The sequence below is a fragment of the Henriciella sp. genome (assembly GCF_049649345.1).
Classification (GTDB): Bacteria; Pseudomonadota; Alphaproteobacteria; order Caulobacterales; family Hyphomonadaceae; genus Henriciella.
In genome coordinates, this window is record NZ_JBARZC010000599.1 from 1 (window position 1) to 3,216 (window position 3,216).

Sequence of the window (3,216 nt, forward strand, 5' to 3'; positions counted from 1 at the left end):
GCTGTAGCCAGCTCTGCGGCGCGACGATGAGCACCATGCCCGCGAGGATGGGCAGGCCAAGGCGCGCAAGGCGGCTTTTCGCAAGCCTGGCCTTGTTGCCCTTGTCCGCAGCAAACCGGATCGCCACGCCCGAGATCAGGAAGAGAAGCGACAGGCGCCACGGATTGACCAGCATCATCAGCCATTCGGCGTCCGTTCCCGAATGTACGCTTTTCACATGCCAGTCCCACGACACGTAGAACATGCCTGTGTGATAGAGAATGAGGATCATGAAGGCGATCACACGAAGCCAGTCGAGATCATGGCGGCGGGCGGTTGGGGCAAGTGACATCGGCTTGGGCTTCATCCGGTATGGCGATGAGACCAGCATGCCTGCGCGCCGGGCGCCCAGCATCCGCAAAGCCATCAATCACGGGCCGGCGGGACGGATGGCGCGGCTCTGGGACGAATGACGGCAGGCTGGGACGAGTAACGGGAAAACCCTTTCTGCCTTCGCGCAGTCTGTGGCAGATCACAAAGGATGAGCGAGACGGCACGCCATCCCGAAGTCGAAGCGGACCGCCGCGCGGACCGGCGGACCTATGTCTGGTTCGCAGCCTTCCTGTTCGCCAACTTCCTCGTCCTGTCCCTCTCGGACCAGCAGGACATTCAGCGGGCGGGCGCGGCCTATCCGCAGATGGCGTGGCTGTCGCAGGGCACGTCACACCTCGTCGTTTTCGTAATGACGCCCTTCATCACCTTCCTGCTGAGCCGCTTCCCGCTGTCGGCCTGGCGCCGGACGCTGCCTGTTCACCTTGCCGGCATCCTCGTCTGGTCGCTCATCCACATCCTTGCCATGGTGACCCTTCGAAAACTCCTCAGCCCGGTCTTCATCGGTGTGCCCTATGATTTCGGCCTCGCCGACCCCTCCACCTGGCTCTACGAGTTTCGCAAGGACATCCTGACCTATGCGTTGATCGCGGCCATCTTCTCGATCAACCGGCTGGCCGAACAGCGCGGCCTGGAGGCGGCGGCCGCGCGCAGGGAAGCCAGCGAGCGCCACCGCCTGACCCTGAAATCCGGAGGCCGCACCTATTTTGTCGACGCCGATGAGGTTGTCCGGGCAAGGGCGGCATCGAACTATGTCGAGGTCGTCACGCCGGGGCGCACCTACCTAGCCCGCACGACGCTGAGCGAACTTGAAAAGCTGCTGGAGGCAGCGGACGGGCGGCATATCCGCGTGCACCGGTCCCATATTGTCCACCGCGACCATATCCGCACGATCAGCCCGACCGGCGACGGAAACGTCACGATCGAACTTGACACCGGCGAGACTGTGCCCGGCTCGCGCGGCTTTCGCGACCGCCTCCCCGGCGGCGCCAGCGAAGACAAATCCGTCACGATTTCTTGAATTCGCGCGCTGGCGATTGTGCCGGGGCAGATCAGCCTGCTAATCAATCTCTCCGGCCAGATGCGCTATGGAGGGTGAGGGATGGGAATTGTGCTGAGCATACTGGGCTGGTTGGGCCGCCTGATCATCCTGGCGGTCCTCGTCGTCGGCATGTCGAGCTGCACGATGCTCGGGCTGAACTATGCCAGCCTCGAAGTAGACAACAAGCCCGATGCCAGGCCGGCGATCAAGGCGTCATCCCTGTCGCAATGGGAAGCCAGGCGCCCGGCCCTCATGAAAACGTTTGAAGACGTCGTTTACGGCCCGTGGCCCGAAGGACTGGATGTCGACCTCGTCGACAGGCGTATGGTCAATCCGGAGCTCGCAGGCGGCAAGGGCCGGCTGGAAGAGCTGACAATCCGGGTCGGCAGCGGCGAGGGGGCACGCGACTTCAAGGTAGCGCTTGCCACGCCCAATACCGGCGGCCCTGCCCCGCTGATCGTCTCGCAGACCTTCGGCTCCAATTGCGGCGCCTTTCCAGGCGAAGCCCTCACCACGGGCGAGGGCGAAAGCTGCGCGGAGGCCGCCAAGATGCCCGGCTTCGTCACCAGGATTTTTGGTGAATTCATCATTCTTGTCCCCATCGAGCAGTATTTCGACCGGGGCTACGCCTATGCGACCTGGAAGGCTGGCGACATGATCCCCGACCGCGACGGCGAGGCCCAGGCCGTGATGGCGAAGATGGCCGGCGAGGACAGCGTCGCCCCGACGGGCACCGTGGCGGGCTGGGGCTATGGTTTCTCTGCGATCATCGATGTGCTCGAAGACGACGCCGATCTCGACATGAACGCCATCGCCGTGCTCGGCCACTCGCGGCATGGAAAGTCGGCCATGGTGGCGGGCGTCTATGACCGGCGGATCGGCGCTGTGATTTCTCACCAGTCCGGCTTTGGCGGGGCCGCCTCGTCGCGCTCGCGCACAGGCGAGACGGTCAAGCGCATGGTCAATGGTGCGCGCGCGCTGGTCTTCAGTCTGGAAGGCTATCCGCACTGGTTCGCGCCGGCCTATGCCGACTATGCGAGCCATGTTGAAGACCTTCCCGTCGACCAGCACCAGTATATTGCCCTGCTGGCGCCGACGCCGATCTTTCTCGGCAATGGGCGCCGCGATGTCTGGTCTGACCCGAACTCGACCTATCGCATGGCCGAAGGCGCAGACCCGGTCTACGAGCTTTATGGCAGTGAAGGCCTGGCCCAGGATGGCATGCAGGATTTCAGGCCAGCCACAGACCTCTCCTACTATATCCGGCCGGGCGGGCACTCGATCACCCAGCAAGACATCACCGCCTTCATGGACTTTGCAGATGCAGCGCTCGGCGTTCCGCCAAGAGAAGACGTGCCAGAGGCCTCGAACGCGGCTAGCGTTTCTCCCTGATATCGACTGGGAGGCTAAATCATGACCTATCAACTTGGCGACCTGCTGCCGGTTCTCGCGCTTGTCGTGTGGACGCTGATCATGTGGATCTGGATGTATGCGACGCGCATACCGGCGATGCAGAAGGCGGGAATCAACCCGGATGATGCGCGCCACCCCGGCACAGATTACAGCGCCAGTTTCCCGGCGAGCACGCGCTCTGCCGCCGACAATTACAACCATCTGCACGAACAGCCGACCCTCTTCTATGCGCTTGTCTTCTTTGCAGCGCTGACAGGCGGGGCTGATCATATCTTCACCTGGCTCGCCTGGGCCTATGTCGGCTTGCGGGTCATTCATTCGCTGGTGCAGGTCCTCTCCTCCAAGGTGACCAACCGGTTTTTTGTTTTTGCGCTCAGCTCAATCGTGCTGAT

Annotated in this window: 4 protein-coding genes; 3 read left to right on the forward strand and 1 reads right to left on the reverse strand. The window is 62.9% G+C overall.

Annotation, left to right across the window (positions count from 1 at the left end):
- Positions 1–394, reverse strand: a 394-nt coding sequence (locus WA989_RS16585; RefSeq protein WP_424341588.1) for an acyltransferase family protein, incomplete at its 3' end; no start/stop codon positions are given.
- Positions 395–520: 126 nt separating this feature from the next.
- Here WA989_RS16585 and WA989_RS16590 point away from each other — a divergent pair.
- From WA989_RS16590 to WA989_RS16600, 3 genes are all read left to right on the forward strand, one after another.
- The gene (locus WA989_RS16590) at positions 521–1,390 is read left to right on the forward strand and encodes a LytTR family DNA-binding domain-containing protein (protein WP_424341589.1); all 870 of its coding nucleotides are present in this window, start codon (positions 521–523) and stop codon (positions 1,388–1,390) included.
- Between the two features lie 81 nt (positions 1,391–1,471).
- Complete coding sequence (locus WA989_RS16595) at positions 1,472–2,803, forward strand: alpha/beta hydrolase (protein WP_424341590.1); 1,332 nt, start codon at positions 1,472–1,474, stop codon at positions 2,801–2,803.
- Between the two features lie 21 nt (positions 2,804–2,824).
- On the forward strand, positions 2,825–3,216 hold a 392-nt coding region (locus WA989_RS16600; RefSeq protein ID WP_424341591.1), incomplete at its 3' end, for an MAPEG family protein.